Here is a 19,296-nt window from a genome sequence, read left to right as displayed (position 1 = left end):
ACTATTGGTAGGCGGAACCGACTACGGTAGAGCATCGTGACTACCCAGGACCTTTCAGAGCAGCAGCAGATCCGCCGCGCAAAGCGCGAAAAACTCCTCGAGCAGGGCAAAGACGCGTACCCGGTGGAGGTGGACCGGACGACGTCGTTACGCGAACTGCGCGAGAAATACACCGTCGTTGAATCTGGCGCTGACGGGGTGACCACCCTCGAGGCTGGCCAGGAGACACAGGACGAGGTCGCGGTCGCGGGCCGCATCATGTTCCAGCGCAACACGGGCAAGCTGTGCTTTGCGACGCTCCAAGAAGGCGACGGCACCCAACTCCAGGTCATGCTCTCCTTGGCTGAAGTCGGCGAGGAAGCTCTCGCCGATTGGAAGGCCGACACGGACTTGGGCGACATCGTCTCCGTGCGCGGCCGCGTCATCGCCTCCAAGCGCGGCGAGCTGTCCGTCATGGCGAAGTCCTGGCACATGGCGTCCAAGGCGCTGCGCCCGCTGCCCGTCGCGTTCGCCGACATGAACGAAGAGCAGCGCGTGCGCTACCGCTACACCGACCTGATCATGCGCGAAGACGCCCGGAAGAATGCGCTGACCCGCATCAAGGTCATCGCTGCGCTGCGCAAGTACCTCACCGGGCTGGACTTCGTCGAGGTCGAGACCCCGATGCTGCAGACGCTGCACGGCGGCGCCGCCGCGCGCCCCTTCGAGACGCACTCCAACGCCCTCGACATCGACCTCTACCTGCGCATCGCGCCGGAGCTCTACCTCAAGCGTTGCGTCGTCGGCGGCATCGAGCGCGTCTTCGAGATCAACCGCAACTTCCGCAACGAGGGCGTCGACAGCTCCCACAGCCCGGAATTCACCATGATGGAGACCTACCAGGCGTGGGGAACCTACAAGGAAGGCGCCGAAACCATCAAGGGCGCCGTCCAGTTCTGCGCCCAGGAAGTCTTCGGTTCCACCACCGTCACGCTTGCCGACGGCACTGAGTACGACCTCGGCGGCGAATGGAAAGTCCTGGAAATGTACCCGTCCCTCAATGAAGCGCTGGCGCGCAAATTCCCCGGCCAGCCCGAGGTGACCATCGACTCCACCGTCGACGATCTCAAGGGCATCGCCGCCGAAATCGGCGTCAAGGTGCCCGAGAACGCCGGCTGGGGCCACGGCAAACTCGTCGAGGAAATCTGGGAAGAGCTCTGCTCCGACCAGCTCTACGAGCCGACCTTCGTGATCAACTTCCCGGTCGAGACCTCCCCGCTGACCCGCGACCACCGTTCCAAGCCCCGCGTCACCGAGAAGTGGGACCTCTACGTCCGCGGCTTCGAGCTGGCCACCGGCTACTCCGAGCTCGTCGACCCCGTCATCCAGCGCGAGCGCTTCGAAGACCAGGCCCGCCTCGCCGCCGACGGCGATGACGAAGCCATGGTCCTCGACGAGGACTTCCTCGCCGCGATGGAGCAAGGCATGCCGCCCACAGCCGGCACCGGCATGGGCATCGATCGCCTTCTCATGGCTCTGACCGGCCTGGGCATCCGCGAGACCGTACTGTTCCCGATGGTGCGCCCGGAGGCGTAGCGCGCCGCGGTCGCGCTGGTTTTACTCGCTGCAGCTCGCGCGACCTGTGCGTCCTGTTTCCAGCGCCTCGTTCTCACCCGCCGTTCCCACTTCCCGGGGGCGGCGGGTTACGCTCGTCTCATGCGTGCATTTTCCCGAACATTAGGCGCCGTCGCCGCTGCCGCAGCGCTCGCTACCGGAACTGCAGCGTGCTCGTCGAACTTGGAGGAGCCGGGGCCGGAGGCGGTGAACTCGGTGATTCCGGAAACGGAACCGTCGGAGCCGTCGTCAAGTGAAACGACCACGACCGCGACCGAAACGACGACGGTCGCAGCCGAGACCACCAGCGAGAAGCCCGACGACGGTGCGTATTCGTACGACCGCGTGAAGAACAACGACGGCTACATCACGAACGTCGGTCTCGGTGAGGCCGGCAAGGAAGCGTCGTTCCCGGCGTGCGACGGGCGCTACATCTTGATCGTCGACTCCGTGATCGACGAGGGCGACGAGAAGGCGACCTTCGACCGGCTCGTGCAGGCGGTCATGTTCGCCGACCCGGAGGGCAAGGAATTCACGGTGCCGGGCCACTGCGATTCGCTGCGAAAGAGCGTCGACGGCAAGGACATTTACCCGATCTACCTCGACTTCGGCAGCGACAAGGACGCGGCGTGCCGAGCGAAGTCGACCTACGGCGGCAACGTGCGCCCGCTCGTCGACGGCTCGTTCCCGGACGCCTCAGCCGCCGACGTCGACGAGGCACGTTTGGCGCTGGACCCCTGCTAAAAAAGAGCACGCTTATCGACGCCCACCCCTTCACCCCGCATTTATCTTCCCCATCGATGTCGCGCGTAGGCTCGCAGCGCGATACAGTCTGTTGTGATCTTCGAATAGTCGAAAGGACCTCCCCCCGATGAGCACCTCTTGGCAGGGCAACTCCCACGGCCAGCAGTACGACAAGGACGGCTTGCCGGTGAACAACTCCGGTGCAGGCTCCAACAACTACTACGCGGCGTTCGCCCAGCCGCAGCAGACTCAGTACTCCCAGCCGCAGTACGGTCAGCCCCAGCAGGGCCAGGTGCAGCCGTACAACCAGTACCAGCAGATGCCGTACGCCCCGAAGAACAAGGTCGTGGCCGCGCTGCTGTTCTTCTTCTTGGGTGAGTTGGGCATCGGCAACTTCTACATGGGGCAGACCAACCTCGGTATCACCAAGCTCGTCCTGTTCTTCGTCGGCTGCATCACGGCGATCTTCCTCATCGGCTTCCTCATTCTCGGCGCGCTGTGGCTGTGGTCTCTGGTGGAAATGGTCATGGTCCTCACCGGTGGCGGCGGCTACGACCGCGACGCTAACGGTGTGCCGCTGCAGTAACCACCCCCGAATGTGTCCGTTCGCCTGAACTTCTGCGCGGGGATTTCCGGGCCGCGGGGGTAAGCTGGAGACCGGAACATACCAACAGGGTTGTTACCCGCCAACAGACGCGGGGCAAGACCTGGGCATTCACCTATGCCCGGGTCTTTTTTCATGCCCGCTGCACGGACAACAGCCCGGACACAGCGAAAAGGAGCTGGATATGAACACGGCACACGGATCGGGCGCCGCGGCCGCAACAGGCGGCGCTGCCCCGGCAACGTCAGTGGCGCAGGAGATTCTGGACGGCATCGGCGGCGCCGACAACGTCAGGTCCCTGACACACTGCGCGACGAGGTTGAGGTTTGAATTGGGGGACGGGGGAGTCGTCGATAAGCAAAAGCTTGAGGCGATCCCGAAAGTGATGGGCGCCGTCCCGCAAGCCGGCGACCGCTACCAAGTGATCATCGGCGGCGACGTCGCGAACGTGTACAACGACATCAAGGCTCTGCCCGCGATGAAGAACCGTTCCGCCAAATCCAACGACGACGTCAAATCCGAGCAGCGCGCCAAAGCGCAGGGACGGTTCCCGTGGCTGGACACCTTCTTCGAGTACCTCTCGGACTCGTTCCGACCGATTCTCGGCGTGCTGCTCGGCGCGTCCCTGATCATCGCGTTCACCGCAGTTCTCGACGCATTCAGCATCGTCGACTTCCGCGCCGACGTGAAGAGCCCCGGTTGGCAGTTCGTCGACGCCATGTGGCGCTCCGTGTTCTACTTCCTGCCCGTGGCTGTGGCGTACAACGCGGGCAAGAAACTCAAGATTGACCCGTGGGTGCCCGCCGCAATCATGCTGGCGCTATTCACCCCCGAATTCATCGGGCTGGCGGACCACCCCGAGGTGCGCGTCATTGACAATGCCGTGCTTGGCACCCAGACGAACATGATCGATGTCTTCGGTCTGCCGCTGGTGCTCAACGACTACGGCGGGAACGTCTTCGTCCCGCTGATCATGGCCGCCATCGCCGCGCTCGTGTACAAGGGCCTGCAGAAAATCATCCCGTCGGCCGTGCACATGGTCTTCGTGCCGTTTTTGACGCTGCTGATCATGATCCCGGTCACCGCCTTGCTCATCGGCCCGTTCGGGTACCTCCTCGGCGCCTGGATCGGCTCCGGCCTGGCCTGGCTCAACGGCAACGCGCCGTTCCTCTTCGCCATCCTGATCCCGATGCTCTACCCGTTCCTCGTGCCGCTCGGCCTGCACTGGCCGCTGAACGCACTGATGCTGGTGAACATCAACACCCTCGGCTACGACTTCATCCAGGGCCCCATGGGCGCGTGGAACTTCGCCGCCTTCGGTGCCACCGCAGCCGTCCTAGCCATCTCCATGCGCGACCGCGACCCGATCATGCGCCAGACCTCCGGCTCCGCACTCGCTGCCGGCCTCCTCGGCGGAATTTCCGAGCCGTCCCTCTACGGCATCCACCTGCGCTACAAGAAGATCTACCCGCGCATGCTCGTCGGCTGCTTCGCTGGCGGCCTGACCATCGCCATCCTGGGCACCCCGTTCGGCGGCGTGAAGACGAACGCCTTCGTGTTCACCTCCCTGCCCACCATGTTCGTGTTCGACCCGATGTGGGTGTACATGATCGCCATCGCCGTCGCGTTCTTCACCTCCTTCTTCATCATCCTGTTCACCGACTACCGCACGCCGGAAGAGAAGGAAGAAGCACTCGAGCGCGCACGCCTCGCCCGCGAGGGCAAGGAGCAACAGCTTATCGACGCCACCCTTGCTCCCTCCACCTCTGACACCGCTCCCGCTGCCGCCGTCGCTCCCGCGGCTGGCGCCGCCCCGGCCGCTACTGCCACCGACGCCGCTCCCGCAGCCACCACCGCGCCCGCAGCTACTGCCACCGCCGCACCCGCAGCCACCGACTCCGCTCCCGCAGCCACCGAGTCCGCCGCAACTGATGCCACCGCTGCTGAAGCTGTGACCATCGACATCGCAGCCCCAGTGGCTGGTGAAGTCGTCGCGCAGGAAGCGATCAAGGATCCGGCATTCGCAGCTGGCGCACTCGGCCAGGCAGTTGGTGTAATCCCGACTGACGGCACGATCCTTGCACCGGTTTCCGGCAAGGTCATCTCGGTGGCCAAGACCGGCCACGCCTACGGCATCAAGACCGACGAAGGTGTGGAGATCCTCGTCCACATCGGCATCGACACAGTGCAGATGGACGGCGAGGGCTTCACCCCGCGCGTGGAGAAGAAGCAGCGTGTCGAGGTCGGCGAGCCCTTGGCGGACGTCGACTTCGCGGCGGTCGACGCCGCGGGATTCGACCCCACGGTGATCACCAGCGTGGTCAACTCCAAGAAGATGTCGCGTATCGACGACATCGCCCCCGGCCACGTCACCCCCAACGACCCCCTGCTCCGGGTGACCAAGTAATCCCACCTCGGGCTTGCCCACCGACCACCTCCGTACAGCGAACCCGACCGCTCCGCTCCCGCACCCACTCCGTTCCGCGCTCCCCAGGCGGTCGACGGCGGTCAGCGGGTGCAGCTGCGGCGGCTGAGTCCGGCTGAGTCCGGTCAGCAAGGTGGGCAGGTGGGCAGTCGCAACGCTGCCCGCGGCGCGCTCTGGGCGTAGCGAATATCTGGGCGCAGCGAGTAGCGGAAATCGGTAGAACGGAAAGCATGAAGATCCTGCGCGTGTTCAACAACAACGTGGTGCTCGCGAGCCGCGTGCGCCCAGGTGGGGCGAGCTGCGCGGCAGGAAACTCGGCGAACCCGGCGCATCCGGCGAACCCGGGAAGCCCGGCGAACCCGGAGAACCTGGCGAACTCGGCGGATCCGGCGAACCCGGTGAACCCGGCGAACCCGGCTGTGGAGCAGGTCGTGGTCACGGGCCGCGGCATCGGCTTCGGTGCGCATCAGGGCGATGAGGTCGATGAGTCGAAAGTCGCGCAGATCTTCGTCCCGGCGGACGGACGCGACCCGGACCACGCCGGGGAAATGATGGCGTACGTGCCCTACGAAACGGTCCGGTTGGTCACGGAGGCGCTCAAGGACGCGGTGGCGGCCACGGGTGCGTCGGCGAAACTGCCGGAGAAACTCACGCTGGTCACTGCTTTGGCGGACCACGTCACCCAGGCTCAGCGTCGGGCGGAGAGCGGGGAGACTATCCAGTACCCGCTCGAGGCGGAAGTGGCCAGCCTCTACCCGGACGAGCACGCTCTGGGGAGGGTGTTGCTGGGGGAGATTAACGCGCGCGTCGATAAGCAAATGCGGGCGACGCAGCTCCCTGCGGAAGAGGCGACGGCGCTGGCGCTGCACCTTGTCAACGCGGGGTTCTCCACCGGGGATCTGAGCTACACGTACCAGATGACGGGGGTGATCCAGCAGATGCTGGACGTCATCGGGGCGGAGTGGGGGGTGGGGCTGCGGCAGGCGTCGATAAGCGTGGCGCGTTTCATCACCCACGTGCGCTACCTGTTTGTGCGGATGGCGCGCGGGGAGCAGCTTGACCACGCGAGCGATGCGGTGAGCACCCAGATCGCGCAAGCATTTCCGCAGCATGACAGACTTGCGCGTAAGGTCGCGCGGGTTGCGGAGCTGCGGTTCGACCAGACTTTGACGGAAGACGAGATCGCTTACCTGACCTTGCACATCGCCAGGTTGGCGGACACGGAAAGGAATGAGCATGACTGACAGGAAAGTTCTTTACGGCATCGGGGTGTCGGCGGGCACGGCATCGGGTCCCGCGGCGTTCGTGACACCCGCGGTGGGCATCGACCACGACGAGCCCGCGTCGGCTGACGTCGAGGTCGACGGACAGCGTGTCCGCGACGCCCTCGACCAGGTCGCTGCCGGGTTGACGGAGCGCGCGGCGCACGCGACGGACTCGTCGAAGCAGATCCTCGAGGCCACCGCCGCGCTAGCGAAGGACCGCGGGCTGGTCAAGGGCATCGACAAGGAGCTCAAGAACGGCAAGGGCGTCACGGCCGCCGTGCACGACGCGGTGGAGGTCTACGCGAAGAAGCTGCGCAAGATCGGCGGTTACATGGCCGAGCGCGTCACCGACCTCTACGACATCCGCGACCGCGCCACCGCGCGCCTCCGCGGGCTGCCGGAGCCGGGCGTCCCCGACCTTTCGGAGCCGTCGGTGCTGGTCGCGCACGACCTCGCGCCCGCTGAGACGGCCACGCTCGACCGCGACATGGTCCTCGGCATCGTCACCGAGGCAGGCGGCGCGACATCGCACACCGCGATCCTCGCCGCGCAGCTCGGCATTCCAGCCGCAGTCAAGGTCACAGGAATCACCGAATCGCTTATCGACGCCACCCCCCTCGCCCTCGACGGCGGCGTCGGCGAAGTCATCGTCAACCCGTCCGCCTCCGACGTGGAAGAACTGGAAGAGCGCTCCCGCCGCCGCGCGCAGGCCCTCGCCGGCTCCTCCGGTGAAGGCGCCACAAAGGACGGCCACAAGGTGAAACTGCTGGCCAACATCGGCACCGCCGCCGATGCCGCCAACGCCGCCACCATGGACCTCGAGGGCTCCGGGCTGTTCCGCACCGAGTTCCTCTTCCTCGACCGCGAGCAGGCCCCGACGGTAGAAGAGCAGACCGAGACCTACACCTCCGTGCTGAAGTCCTTTGGCGAGCGCCGCGTTGTGGTGCGCACCTTGGACGCCGGTGCCGACAAGCCGCTCGCCTTCGCCGATCTCGGCCCCGAAGAGAACCCCGCGCTGGGGCAGCGCGGCGTGCGCTTGACCCAGGTGCGTGAAGAGCTCATGGATGACCAGCTCGCCGCCCTCGCCGCCGCACGTGAGGCCGTCCCGTCGTCCGACCTGTGGGTGATGGCCCCGATGGTGGCGACGGTGGATGAGGCGCAGTGGTTCGTCGATAAGTGCCGCGCCGTCGGTCTGCCCAAGGCCGGCATCATGGTGGAGACCCCCGCCGCCGCGATCCGCTCCGCGAACGTGCTGTCCATTGCGGACTTCGCGTCTATCGGCACCAACGACCTGTCGCAGTACACCATGGCCGCCGACCGCCTCCAGGGAGAGCTCGCGCCGCTGCTGTCACCGTGGCAGCCCGCCGTGCTGTCCATGATCCGTGAGACCTGCCGCGGCGGCGACGCCACCGGCAAGCACATCGGCGTCTGCGGCGAGGCCGGCGGTGACCCGCTCATGGCCCTCGTCCTCGTTGGCCTCGGCGTGTCGTCCCTGTCCATGGCGCCGTCCAAGGTCTCCGCGGTCCGTGCCGCCCTGCGCCTGCACGACTTTGAAACCTGCAAGCAGATGGCCAACTACGCTGTCGATGCCGTGAATGCCAAGGAAGCCCGCGACGCCGCCCTCCGGCTCGCCGACCCCGTCCTCCGCGACCTTCTCTAACCCCGCTCGCCCGGGTTCTCCTGCCCCCCGCCCTCGCCCCTTCGGCATGCGGCGGGGTTTGCTCACCCTTTTTTCGCCTGCTGTCCCTCTTTCCTCGTTCACCGCTCAATTCCGCGGCCGATCGACCTTTCTCACCTGCGTGTTTTGGTGTTGTCGACTGTAGTGGACATTGTTCGATGGACCTGGTGTTGCGCGCGGTTTAACGTTTGTGGCATGAACCAATTCGCGGCGCTCGTGGGCGCAGGCAACGCCATCGACATGCTGGGCAGCTTCAACGCCCAGCTGCTCATCGACGCCGGCGCCAACCCCACCCGCGTTGCCGAATGGAAAGGCGTCTTTGACACCTACTACGGAAAAACCCGGTTTTCCCGCCAACAAGCCAACGCTGTCACCGTTGCCCGGCAAACAGCGAAATCGTTGGACCAACTGGTATTCATCGAACAACAACTCAAAGCTGTCTCCTCCGACCGCGAGACGTGGAAGCTCCGCTTGGCGTTGTTGTCGGTGCGCGGCAACTACAAGACGCTGCAGCGCCGCGCCAAAGACATCATCCCCGACCCGGACGCCGATAAACCCGCCCCGGAGTCCACAGTGCGGTTCGGCCGGACGAGGAAAGGCAAACGCACGGTCATCGCCACCGGCGCCGAACGCGACATCGCCGACCTGGAACACGCCCTGCGGGCAAAGCTCGACCCTGACCGCCCCGAGGGCCCGCAGATGTACGAGGCGTTCGCCGAGTTGCTGCGGGGCGGTGCCGGTGTCGCGCAGTCTGTGCCGCGGCCGCTGATCCAGGTCCCGTTGGCAGAGCACATCAGGATCCTCGCAGGCGAGGGGGATGAGACGATCCTGGGCCTGTCGGACGGCACCACGATGACTGGTGCGGAGTATCTGACTCACTATTACGCAAAGGATTTGGAGGTGGCGTTGTTCCACCCGCAGGCGGGTGCGGTGAACCTGTACCACGCGAAGCGGTTCGCCAACGCCAAGCAACGCGACCTGGCGCGTGCGACGTTGACGACGTGTCCGGTGCCGGATTGCCGGCATGCGGCGGATAATTGCGAGGTCCACCACATCACACCGTGGGCCCGTGGCGGGCCGACCAACATGGACAACCTGTCAGTGTTGTGCAGGTACCACAACCGCACCAACGACGACGACCCAGAGCGACACCACCGGGGTCGAATACACATCCGCAACGGCACCCCGACATGGGTCTCCCCGCGCGGAACACCAGTCCCGAACACCACCCACCAATACGGTGCCATGCACCTGTTGTTCGGAAGCTAGCTCGGAACCTGACCACACCACCAGGCCGAGGGCGCAACAACCCTGCGGCCGCTCAGGTGCGCGCCAAAGCTAATCCGAGGCTCATGCAGGTCTAGCCCCGAGGCGGGTCCTGGCTAGGGAGCTAGGAAGTTTTCCGTGTCCTGCTGGGGCGGAGCTTGCGGGGGGAGTTTCCCTATCATCCACAGCACGTACCCGGCGGGCGGGAGTTCGCCATGCACCGAAATTCTCGATACCTCGTCGCTCACCTGCCGGGTTGAAAGGTGGCGGATTCAGCTGGGGCGCGCCGAGTGAAATCGAGCAGCGCGTGGCCGCGCCGACGTGGGCAAATAGTTACGAGAGCGTCGCGTACATGATCGCCTTGATCGTGTGCATGCGGTTTTCAGCCTCGTCGAAGACCTTCGACTGGGCTGATTCGAAGACTTCGTTGGTGACTTCCATTTCGGTGATGCCGAACTTTTCAGCGATGTCGGCGCCGATGGTGGTCTCGGTGTCGTGGTACGACGGCAGGCAGTGCATGAAGATGGCGTTGGAGGCGGCTTTGGCCATGACGGAGCTGGTGACGCGGTAGGGCTCGAGAATCCGGATGCGCTCTTCCCAGATGTCGTCGGGTTCACCCATGGAGACCCAGATGTCGGTGTAGATGACGTGGGCGCCGGCGACGGCTTCGTCGACATTCTCGGTGAGGGTGATGGGGGCGGAGGAGGGGAGGGAGGCGCAGGCGTCGATAAGCGATTGCTCTGGCATGAGCTCCTTCGGCCCGCAGGCGACGAAGTGGATGCCGAGCTTCGCGCACGCGACCATGAGCGAATTGGCGACGTTGTTGCGCGCATCGCCCATGTAGACGAGTTTCAGGCCGCGTAGCCCCTGCGGGAAGTTCTCCTCGATGGTGAGCATGTCGGCGATCATTTGGGTGGGGTGGAATTCGGTGGTCAGACCGTTCCAGACGGGGACGCCGGCATTCGCGCCGAGCTCCTCGACGATCTCCTGGCCGTAGCCGCGGTACTCGATGCCGTCGAACATGCGGCCCAGCACACGGGCGGTGTCGGCGATGGATTCCTTCTTACCCATCTGCGACGAGCCCGGATCGAGGTAGGTCACGCCCATGCCGAGGTCGTGCCCGGCGACTTCGAACGAGCAGCGCGTGCGCGTCGATGTTTTCTCGAACAGCAGCACGATGTTCTTGCCCTCGAGGTACTTGTGCGGCGTGCCCGCGAGCTTGAGGTTCTTGAATTGCCGCGACAGGTCGATCAGGTAGCGGATCTCCTCGGGCGTGAAATCGAGCAGCTTCAGAAAATTGCGGCCGGACAGGCTGATAGGCATTGGGTAGCTCCTTTTCGTTTCGTTCCATCCTATTTACGCATTTCGCTTATCGACGCTCCCACCCCCCGTTCGCTACCAGCGAACAGCGCCAGGAGCTGCTGTTTTGCGGCGTTTTGCAGGTTTGCTCTTTTTTCGTGGGATGGAGCCGTGTACGTGCGCGTTATGGTGGGTGGAACTTAAAACGAATTAGCTCTAGCGAACAGCGAAAAAGGGGTTGCCACATGTTCGAGCGGTTTACCGACCGTGCACGTCGCGTGATCGTGCTGGCCCAGCAGGAAGCGCGCGACCTGAACCACAATTACATCGGCACCGAGCACATCCTGCTCGGTCTGATCCAGGAGGGCGAAGGCGTCGCCGCCAAGGCCCTCGAGTCGATGGGGATCAACCTCGAGGACGTGCGCCGCGAGGTCATCGACATCATCGGCCGCGGCTCGCAGCCGCACACCGGCCACGTGCCGTTCACGCCGCGCGCCAAGAAGGTGCTGGAGCTCGCTCTGCGCGAGGGCCTGCAGATGGGGCACAAGTACATCGGCACGGAGTTCCTGCTGCTCGGCCTGATCCGCGAGGGTGAGGGTGTTGCTGCGCAGGTGCTGATCAAGCTCGGCGCTGACTTGCCGCGTGTGCGTCAGCAGGTCATCCAGCTGCTCTCGGGTTACGAGGGCGGCGAAGGCCAGAACCCCGAGGTCGCCGAAGGCCAGGGCGGCAGCGGCCCGAGCCTTGCCGGTGCTGGCTCCAGCCAGGGCGGCATGGGCGGCCCGCGCGGTGGCGGCGGCGAGCGCTCCAACTCGTTGGTGCTCGACCAGTTCGGCCGCAACCTGACGGCCGCCGCGAAGGAAGGCAAGCTCGACCCGGTCGTGGGACGCGACAAGGAGGTCGAGCGCATCATGCAGGTGCTGTCGCGCCGTACGAAGAACAACCCGGTGTTGATTGGTGAGCCGGGCGTCGGCAAGACTGCCGTCGTCGAGGGCCTCGCGCTGGACATCGCCAACGGCAAGGTCCCGGAGACCCTGAAGGACAAGCAGGTCTACTCCCTCGACCTGGGCTCCCTGGTGGCCGGTTCCCGTTACCGCGGTGACTTCGAGGAGCGCCTGAAGAAGGTGCTCAAAGAGATCAACCAGCGCGGTGACATCATCCTGTTCATCGACGAGATCCACACGCTCGTCGGTGCCGGTGCAGCCGAGGGTGCGATCGACGCCGCCTCGCTGTTGAAGCCGAAGCTGGCTCGCGGCGAGCTCCAGACCATCGGCGCGACGACTCTCGATGAGTACCGCAAGCACATCGAGAAGGACGCCGCCCTCGAGCGCCGTTTCCAGCCGGTGCAGGTCGATGAGCCGAGCATCGAGGACACCATCCAGATCCTCAAGGGTCTGCGCGACCGCTACGAGGCGCACCACCGCGTGTCCTACACCGACGACGCGCTGACCGCTGCCGCAAACCTGTCGGACCGCTACATCAACGACCGCTTCCTGCCGGACAAGGCCGTCGACCTCCTCGACGAGGCTGGCGCGCGCATGCGCATCAAGCGCATGACCGCCCCGAAGGGCCTGCGGGACGTGGACGACCGCATCGCCGACGTCCGCAAGGAAAAGGAAGCGGCGATCGACGCACAGGACTTTGAGAAGGCCGCCGGCCTGCGCGACACCGAGCGCAAGCTGGGCGAGGAGCGCGCCGAAAAGGAGAAGCAGTGGCGCTCCGGCGAGCTCGAGGACATCGCCGAGGTCGGCGAGGAGCAGATCGCTGACGTGCTCGCTCACTGGACCGGCATCCCGGTGTTCAAGCTCACCGAGTCCGAGTCGAGCCGCCTGCTCAACATGGAAGAGGAGCTGCACAAGCGCATCATCGGCCAGGACGACGCCGTCAAGGCTGTCTCCCGCGCTATCCGCCGCACCCGCGCAGGCCTGAAAGATCCGCGCCGCCCGTCCGGCTCGTTCATCTTCGCCGGCCCGTCCGGCGTTGGTAAGACCGAGCTGTCCAAGGCGCTCGCCGAGTTCCTCTTCGGCGAGGAAGACGCGCTGATCCAGGTCGACATGGGCGAGTTCCACGACCGCTTCACCGCCTCCCGCCTGTTCGGCGCGCCTCCGGGATACGTCGGCTACGAGGAGGGCGGCCAGCTCACCGAGAAGGTGCGCCGCAAGCCGTTCTCGGTCGTGCTTTTCGACGAGATCGAGAAGGCCCACAAGGAGATCTACAACACCCTGTTGCAGGTGCTCGAAGAGGGTCGGCTTACCGACGGCCAGGGCCGCAACGTCGACTTCAAGAACACCGTCCTCATCTTCACCTCGAACCTGGGCACCTCCGACATCTCGAAGGCTGTCGGCTTGGGCTTCACCGGCGACAGCGCCACGGATGCCGATGCCCAGTACGAGCGCATGAAGAACAAGGTCAACGACGAGCTGAAGAAGCACTTCCGCCCGGAGTTTTTGAACCGTATCGACGAGATCGTCGTCTTCCACCAGCTCACCCAGGAGCAGATCGTGGAGATGGTCGAGCTCTTGGCCACCCGCCTGGAGAAGAACCTCGAGGCTCAGGACATGGGCATCCAGCTTTCCGACGCCTCCAAGAACCTGCTCGCCGCCCGCGGCTTCGACCCGGTTCTCGGCGCCCGCCCCCTCCGCCGCACCCTGCAGCGCGAGATCGAGGACGTCCTGTCCGAGAAGATCCTCTTCGGCGAAATCGGCGCCGGCGAGATCATCGAAGTCGACGTGAAGAATTGGGACGGCAAGACCGACAGCCCGCGCGACTACGAGAACGCCGAGTTCACCTTCACCCCGAAGCCGAAGCCGCTGCCGGAGGACACCTTCGGCGACCTCGACGAGGACGATGTCCGCGACATCGCCCCGGAGGACGGCCAGGCTGACGTGCAGATCCGTGCGACCACCCCGCCGGACCCCGACGCCGACGGCGATCCCGATGCTGACGCAGATGCCGACGCCAGCGCTCCCTCCACCAACGGCGGCACCGCGACCGGCACCGACACCCTCGAACCGCCGCGAGACAACGGCGACGGCGAGGAAGGCTCCGACGGCGACAAGGCCTAGCTACCCCGGGAGGTCTCCGCACATCCCCACTAGGTGGACTGAGAAATCAGTCGCTTACTAGTGGGGATTTTTCATGCCCGGATGAGCGGTAGCAGGCGGGGCGGCTAGAAAGTGCCGCAGTTGGATTGGTTGGGGACGCCGTTGAAACGGTCCATCATCCACATCATTGAAGGAGCGAGGTGAGCGTACACGCCGATGGCATGGTTGACGCCGCTTTTGATCCCTGGAGTAAGCGGAGGCAGGGCTCCGTCGTAGAAGGAGACATCAGCGCCGAGTGCGCAGTGGTCGCGGGCGAGCTGGACGACTTGGTCCGAGGGGACCACATCGTCGTTACCGGCGGTCGTGATCATGATGGGGGAGGAGGGGGAGGTGCGTCCGAGCTTTTGGGCGTCGATAAGCGCGTGCAACTCAGGGTGCTTTGCGACGACCTCGCTGATGCTCCTCCCGTTAGTGGTGAAAGCCCGGGAATCGCTCATACCCCAACGAACCGCACTATCCGCAATGCATTCGGTGGCGACCGAAGCCAGGAACTCGCGGCCGGAATTATTCAAGATAGGCTCGAGCGAAGGGCCTAGTTCTGGGTAGCGTTCCTTCCAACCACTCAATGCGTAACCGAGAACTGCGGTGATGGTGGAATTGTCCACTCCGCGCATCGTCGCTAAGAGATCAGCCGGCGGGGCTCCCGCGAACGTCGCCTTCACATTCACATCGGGAGCGTACGTGGAGGCGCGCTCCGCTGCCGCAGCAGCCGCACCGCCGCCCTGCGAATATCCCCAAAAACCCACTGGGTGCCCGGGTGGGGCAGTGGAGCGGGCGGCATCGAGCATGGCGTTGGCCTCCTCTTCATGCAACACATAGGTGTGTGCGCCACGCGTGCCCAAACCGATGTAATCAGTGACGACAACCCGCATGCCAAGCAAAGCAGCTGCATGGTAGCTCGGCAGCTCGTAGTTGGTGCCCACCGCGCCAGTTTTCAGGTCGACCTTGCCCATCATCCACGCGCCCCTCGACGGCGCACATGCATCCCCCGCCCCTCGCGTTCCCGGCCCAAACACGACCGTTGGGCGGGGCCCCTTCCCGCGCCACGGATTCGCCGGCTCGATGATCGCCCCGCTGACCGGCACGATGTCGCCGTTGACCGTCGTGGAGGTGTAGATGATCCGCTTCGCGTGGCCGTAGAAATCCGGGCCGAGAATATTCAGCAGATGCGGCGCGGGCTGTGCGCGCACAATCTCGCCCGGACGGTCTAGCTCGGCGGCGGGGACCGGGTCGTCGTAGAACGGGTCGTTGCGGTGCACCGGGTCGCCGCCAGGCGTCGTCGCGGCGTGGTGGATGCCGTTGCGGAGCTCGTCTGCAGTTTGAGCGCCGGCGGTTGAGCGCGGCGCGAGGGATGCGGTGACAAGCGTCAGTGCGGCCACTGCGATTGCGAAGACGGAACGGGTAACGCTGTGGTTAGCAATGCAAAACATATTCTTGATGCTATGTGAATCTGAAGTCGAATTAAGGGTTATTCAAAAACAAATCCGGTGCGTAGTATGAAGCGCTATGGGTCTGCTGTACAGGGACAAAAAGAAGGTCGGCAAGAATTCGTGGATCAACGTGTCCAAGTCGGGCGCGTCAATGTCCACGAAGATGGGGCCGCTGACGGTCAATTCGCGCGGTGGCGTGTGGGTGAAGCTGCCCGGCGGGCTGACGTACCGCGGTCGCTGGAAATAGCGGGCGGCAGCCGAGGCGACGTGCGCGGATCTGCTCTAGGGGAGGCGGAAGCGCCCGTCGGCGTCTTGGGCGGCGAGGCCGTCTTCGAGGAGCGAGTAGAGGGCACGGGAGCGTTGGGCGTCGTCGGGCCAGACGACGTCGATCGCCGACTGGGGGACGGGCGCGTCTGCTTCGCGCAGAACCTTCATGATTTTGCCGCGGACTTGCCGGTCGGTGCCCTCGAATTTCTGGACTTTGCGGCGCGCGAGTTCGTCGGCCGTCGGGGCGGGCGACCCGGCGACGAGCCACGCGCAGTCGTCGCCGAGCGGGCATTCGCCGCACGCGGGCGAGGTCGCGGTGCACACGAGGGCGCCGAGTTCCATGAGGCCCGCGGAGAACACAGCGGCCTCGGGGTTGGCTGGGGCGCCGGATGCGGAAGCGTCGGGCGCAGCGTCGGCGTCGGGCAGCAGCTCCGCAACCCACGCGAGCTCGGCTTTTTGCGGCCGGGCGACGGGCCGGCCGAGGACAGCGCGGGCGTAGACGCGGCGGACGTTGGTGTCTACGACGGGCACGGCGCGCCCGTAGGCGAAGGCGGCGACGGCGCGGGCTGTGTAGTCGCCGATGCCGGGTAGCGCGAGCAAGGAATCGACGGATTGGGGGACGGCACCGTCCCAGGCGTCGACAAGCGTTTGCGCGCATTCTTTGAGGCGGAGCGCGCGGCGCGGGTAGCCGAGGGTGCCCCATGCGCGGAGGACGGCGTCGGTGGGAGCGGCGGCGAGGTCGGCGGGGGTGGGCCAGCGTGCGATCCATTCTTCCCAGATGGGGGCGACGCGGGCGACGGGGGTTTGATGGCTCATCACCTCGGACAACAGGATGCCCCACGGGGTGGTGCCGGGGCGCCGCCAGGGCAGGTCGCGGGCGTTGTCGCGGTACCAGGCGGTGACTTTCGCGGAATCAATCACAATGCGTGCAACAATAGTGGCTATGCCTTTCAGGAAGATTCCGCGGGATGCGTGGGCGCATCTTGAAGCGGGTAACGCGAGATTCGCCAGCGACAGCCCGGAACACCCCAACACCAACGCTTATCGACGCGCCGAGCTCCGCTCCGGCCAAGCCCCCTTCGCCGCTGTGCTGGCGTGCTCGGATTCGCGGGTGCCGGTCGAGATGCTGTTCGACGTCGGCCTCGGCGACCTTTTCGTCATCCGCACCGCCGGCGGCTGCGTCGACGCGGCAGTGACCGGTTCCCTTGAGTACGCGGTGAAGTCGCTGGGCGTGTCGCTGATCGTGGTGCTGAGCCACGAGAGCTGCGGCGCGATCGGCGCGGCTGCGTCGTCGTTCGAAGAGGGGGACTTGCCGGCGGATCTGACGCGTGTGTTCGTCGAGAAGATCGCACCGAGTGTTCTCGCCGCCAAGCGGGCTGGCCGCGACGACCGCGCCGGCATCGAAGAAGTCCACGCCGAGGTGACCGCCGAGCACATCATGGCGCGCATCCCGACCTTGGAGAGCAAGGTGGCTGACGGCAGTCTCGGCGTCGTAGCCGCAAGATACAGGCTTGAAGATGGCCGCGTCACAAGCGTTCAGGAGCATTTCGCGGGTTAGGATCACGGTGTGACACACCAACCGCCCCACCGACCTGACCGCCCCGGCCGCGGCTCCAGCCGCGCCGACCGTGCCGACCTCGGCCGTGCTAGCCACACCGACCGCGCTGACCGTGCGGACCGTGCGGACCGTTTTGATGACGGCTACCCAGACGAGCACTCCGGCGGCGACAACCGGCCCTTGCCGCAGGAGATCTACACCCGGCGCCGCGTCGCCGCCGTCGTGGTGATCCTCGCTGTCGTGGCGCTGGTGGTGTGGGGGTTGACCGCGTTCGCGCGCTCCGGCGGTGACGATGCCCCGGAGACTCCCACCGCCGCGCCGTCGACGTTGGTCACGACCCCGACCGAGCCGAACCCCGAGGGTGCCGATGCCGCCAGCGACGAAACCGACGCCACCGCTGCCGACGCGACCGGCACCGACGCTAAATCCAGCGACGCAGCGGCCACCGAAGAAGGCGAACCCGGCAAGGACAAGGACAAAGACGGAGAGAAGCCCGACGACGAAGCCCTCGCCGCGAAGAAGACGTGCGAGCTGGAGGACCTGCAGCTGACGGCGGAGCTCAACAAGACGGCTTTCGGCCAGGGCGAGCCGGCGGAGGAGCGGAAGTTCAGCGTGCTGATCCACAACCCGACGGGCGGGGACTGCGTCATCGACACCGACGACAACCAGTTGCGTTTCGCCGCGTTCTCCATCGCCCGCGAGGGCTACCAGCAGATCTGGAGCGACACCGACTGCAATAAGCCGATGATCACCGGCGAGGAGGTCTTCCCGGCGGGCGAGACGAGGAAGTTCACGGCGGCGTGGTCGGGACTGGACTCGGCGCCCGAGCGTTGCGATGCCCGCCAGCCCGCCGCCCCCGGCGCCTACGCCGCCGTCGGCTTCCTAGGTGAGAAGAGCTCGGCACCTGTGACCTTCAACATCACAGGCTAAGAGGCGCGACAAGGATCGATCGGTGAGCCGGCGCGGGGAGCAGCGCGGCGCGGGAGAACGGCGACGCGGGAGACCGGCGGCGCGGAGGCTACCCGAGGCGGCGCAGCCCCTCCACAATGTGGCGCGCCCACAGCGGCGAGACGTTCTCGGCGGTGGCGAGCTGCTCGGGGTCGGCGGCACGGATCGCGTCGAGATCGCCGAATTCGGCGACGATGTGGTCGATGAGGAATTTCTGCACGCGGGGGATGCGGGTCAGGGCGCGGTAGCCGCGCGGAGTGACGTCCTCCATGAGGTTTTCCTCGGTGGCGGGCAGCCCTAAAGCGCTGGCCAGAGCTGAGGTGTTGAGGAGCTCGGGGTCGGGGAGGAGGGAGAGGCGGTCGAGGGTGTCGTCGATAAGCGAATTGCTGGGGGCGCCGTCGGCGACGACGTAATCGCACACGAGCATGGCGATGTCGTGGTAGATGCTGCCGCGTAGTTCGCTGAGCTGGAGGCGGAGTTGGCGGGCGTCGGCGCCGAGCTCGAGGATTTGGTCGTCGACGTCGCGCGCGGCGCGGTGCAGGAGAAGCTGGCGTTGCAGCAGGTGCAGCACGTCCTCGACGGTGGCGTAGCGGTTCATTTCCGCGACGCTGAGACGCTGGTTCGCCTTGTCCACGCGCGAGCGGTACTGCTCCACCGTCGCGATCGCCTGGCGTGCGCGCGTCATGAGCACGACGGGTTCCTCGATGACGTGGCGTTTCCCGTCGGCGTAGACCGTCACGATATTCATCGACGCCGACACGGACACCACCGGAACCCCCGTATGCAGTGCGGTGCGCTCGGCGGTGCGGTGGCGCGTGCCCGTTTCGGTGGTCGGGAACGACGGCGACGGCACGAGCTGCATGTTCGCGCGCGTGATGCGGGTCGCGTCGTCGGACAAGATGACGGCGCCGTCCATCTTCGACAGCTCGCGCAGCAGTGTCGGCGTGAACGGCACGTCGAATTCGATGCCGCCGTCACACACGTCGGCGACCTCGGGGCCGTCGCCAAGCACGATGAGCGCGCCGGTGTGGCCGCGTTTGATGCGCTCAAGCCCGTCGCGCAGCTGCGTTCCGGGCGCGAGACGCTGGAGCGTGTCACGCATGAAGGTCATAGGAAAC

15 protein-coding genes are annotated in these 19,296 nt (G+C 65.7%); 11 read left to right on the top strand and 4 right to left on the bottom strand.

Annotated features, from left to right (window positions below):
• Positions 1-36 precede the first annotated feature (36 nt).
• The 7 genes from lysS to CAPP_RS09725 all read left to right on the top strand — a co-directional run bounded on the left by lysS (position 37) and on the right by CAPP_RS09725 (position 9,578).
• Positions 37-1,575 (top strand): lysine--tRNA ligase, encoded by a 1,539-nt coding sequence (lysS, locus tag CAPP_RS09755; RefSeq protein ID WP_076598984.1) that lies wholly within the window; start codon positions 37-39, stop codon positions 1,573-1,575.
• Positions 1,576-1,695: 120 nt separating this feature from the next.
• A complete protein-coding gene (locus CAPP_RS09750) occupies positions 1,696-2,337 on the top strand; it encodes a hypothetical protein (RefSeq protein WP_143313855.1) in 642 nt (213 codons plus the stop codon).
• A gap of 127 nt (positions 2,338-2,464) precedes the next feature.
• Positions 2,465-2,923 (top strand): TM2 domain-containing protein, encoded by a 459-nt coding sequence (locus tag CAPP_RS09745; protein WP_084560543.1) that lies wholly within the window; start codon positions 2,465-2,467, stop codon positions 2,921-2,923.
• Between the two features lie 202 nt (positions 2,924-3,125).
• Positions 3,126-5,348, top strand: coding sequence for a glucose PTS transporter subunit IIA (locus CAPP_RS09740; protein WP_076598982.1), 2,223 nt, complete (start codon positions 3,126-3,128; stop codon positions 5,346-5,348).
• A 248-nt stretch (positions 5,349-5,596) separates the two neighbouring features.
• Positions 5,597-6,610, top strand: coding sequence for a PRD domain-containing protein (locus tag CAPP_RS09735; protein ID WP_084560542.1), 1,014 nt, complete (start codon positions 5,597-5,599; stop codon positions 6,608-6,610).
• A complete protein-coding gene (gene ptsP / locus CAPP_RS09730; protein ID WP_076598981.1) occupies positions 6,603-8,291 on the top strand; it encodes a phosphoenolpyruvate--protein phosphotransferase in 1,689 nt (562 codons plus the stop codon). Before CAPP_RS09735 ends, ptsP begins: the two co-directional genes overlap by 8 nt.
• 213 nt (positions 8,292-8,504) lie before the next feature.
• A complete protein-coding gene (locus CAPP_RS09725; RefSeq protein WP_076598980.1) occupies positions 8,505-9,578 on the top strand; it encodes an HNH endonuclease signature motif containing protein in 1,074 nt (357 codons plus the stop codon).
• Positions 9,579-9,908: 330 nt separating this feature from the next.
• On the opposite strand, the gene argF is transcribed toward CAPP_RS09725, so the two are convergent.
• The gene (argF, locus tag CAPP_RS09720; RefSeq protein WP_076598979.1) at positions 9,909-10,898 is read right to left on the bottom strand and encodes an ornithine carbamoyltransferase; all 990 of its coding nucleotides are present in this window, start codon (positions 10,896-10,898) and stop codon (positions 9,909-9,911) included.
• 221 nt (positions 10,899-11,119) lie between these two features.
• Here argF and CAPP_RS09715 point away from each other — a divergent pair, with 221 nt between their 5' ends.
• The gene (locus tag CAPP_RS09715; RefSeq protein WP_076598978.1) at positions 11,120-13,936 is read left to right on the top strand and encodes an ATP-dependent Clp protease ATP-binding subunit; all 2,817 of its coding nucleotides are present in this window, start codon (positions 11,120-11,122) and stop codon (positions 13,934-13,936) included.
• A 104-nt stretch (positions 13,937-14,040) separates the two neighbouring features.
• Here the strand turns inward: CAPP_RS09715 and CAPP_RS09710 are convergent, their stop codons facing one another.
• A complete protein-coding gene (locus CAPP_RS09710; protein ID WP_076598977.1) occupies positions 14,041-15,405 on the bottom strand; it encodes a lipase family protein in 1,365 nt (454 codons plus the stop codon).
• 76 nt (positions 15,406-15,481) lie between these two features.
• On the opposite strand from CAPP_RS09710, the gene CAPP_RS09705 reads away from it, so the two are divergent.
• Complete coding sequence (locus CAPP_RS09705; protein WP_076598976.1) at positions 15,482-15,652, top strand: DUF4236 domain-containing protein; 171 nt, start codon at positions 15,482-15,484, stop codon at positions 15,650-15,652.
• A 35-nt stretch (positions 15,653-15,687) separates the two neighbouring features.
• Here the strand turns inward: CAPP_RS09705 and CAPP_RS09700 are convergent, their stop codons facing one another.
• A complete protein-coding gene (locus CAPP_RS09700) occupies positions 15,688-16,593 on the bottom strand; it encodes an HhH-GPD family protein (RefSeq protein ID WP_290172868.1) in 906 nt (301 codons plus the stop codon).
• 22 nt (positions 16,594-16,615) lie between these two features.
• On the opposite strand from CAPP_RS09700, the gene CAPP_RS09695 reads away from it, so the two are divergent.
• Together CAPP_RS09695 and CAPP_RS09690 are read left to right on the top strand one after the other, a co-directional pair.
• Complete coding sequence (locus tag CAPP_RS09695) at positions 16,616-17,230, top strand: carbonic anhydrase (protein ID WP_076598975.1); 615 nt, start codon at positions 16,616-16,618, stop codon at positions 17,228-17,230.
• A 9-nt stretch (positions 17,231-17,239) separates the two neighbouring features.
• A complete protein-coding gene (locus CAPP_RS09690; RefSeq protein ID WP_200803270.1) occupies positions 17,240-18,160 on the top strand; it encodes a hypothetical protein in 921 nt (306 codons plus the stop codon).
• Between the two features lie 88 nt (positions 18,161-18,248).
• On the opposite strand, the gene disA is transcribed toward CAPP_RS09690, so the two are convergent.
• Positions 18,249-19,289: a DNA integrity scanning diadenylate cyclase DisA gene (gene disA, locus CAPP_RS09685; protein ID WP_076598974.1), complete on the bottom strand. Its 1,041-nt coding sequence runs from the start codon at positions 19,287-19,289 to the stop codon at positions 18,249-18,251.
• Positions 19,290-19,296 lie beyond the last annotated feature (7 nt).

The sequence above is a fragment of the Corynebacterium appendicis CIP 107643 genome, assembly GCF_030408415.1.
GTDB classification, from domain to species: Bacteria; Actinomycetota; Actinomycetes; order Mycobacteriales; family Mycobacteriaceae; genus Corynebacterium; species Corynebacterium appendicis.
This window is presented reverse-complemented; position numbering and strand designations above follow the sequence as displayed.